Annotated in this window: 1 protein-coding gene; it reads right to left on the bottom strand. The window is 69.1% G+C overall.

Translation table 11 applies throughout. The annotated features are described in order from the left end of the window. Window positions 1-96: 96 nt before the first annotated feature. Window positions 97-677 (bottom strand): glycosyltransferase (locus U9977_RS15375; protein ID WP_322749945.1); only part of this gene is annotated, 581 nt, incomplete at its 5' end.

Here is a 677-nt window from a genome sequence, read left to right as displayed (position 1 = left end):
CATGACCGGCCGCCGTATAGCCGGCGGCGAGATGACGCATTGTCGTGCGGATACCACCGGACCGCGGCGCGACGAAGTTGGCGGCCTGAACGATTTTCACCGGATACTCCCGTCATCGTTATGGTAAGCGCCGTCCCGCCCACTGTCTCGCACATAGCGGTCGACAGCGACGCGGTGGAGCTGTGCCCGACGAGCGAGGACGGTCCGCGAACGCAGAGCGCCGACCCGCGCCTGCGCCACCCCGAAACCGCGGACGTCGTGATAGTGGCCGATGAGCTCGTCCCCGATCGCGCTCCAGCCGCAGCCGGCGACCGAACGCCGGGCGGCAGCGCCCATTGCCACCCGCCGCTCACCGTCGGCGATGAGGGTGGCGACCCGATTGGCCAACGCCGACGGGGAGTCCGGTGTGAAGTGCAGGCCTGTGTGGCCGTCGTCGACCACGTCGAGCAGGCCGCCGGCGGCCGGAGCGACCACCGGGACGCCACTGGCCTTGGCCTCCTGCGCGGCCTGGCAGAACGTCTCATGGGAACCGGTGTGGACGAACATGTCCAGACTCGCCACGATCGAGGACAAGTCCCGGCCGGACTGGAAACCGAGAAAGGTCGCCCGGTGTAGCTGACGTTCCAGAGTCGGCCGCATCGGCCCGTCACCAACGATGACCAGCCGGACCCCGGGGA

Source organism: Protofrankia sp. Cas8 (assembly GCF_963555845.1).
In the GTDB taxonomy this organism is placed as follows: Bacteria; Actinomycetota; Actinomycetes; order Frankiales; family Frankiaceae; genus Protofrankia.
This window is presented reverse-complemented; position numbering and strand designations above follow the sequence as displayed.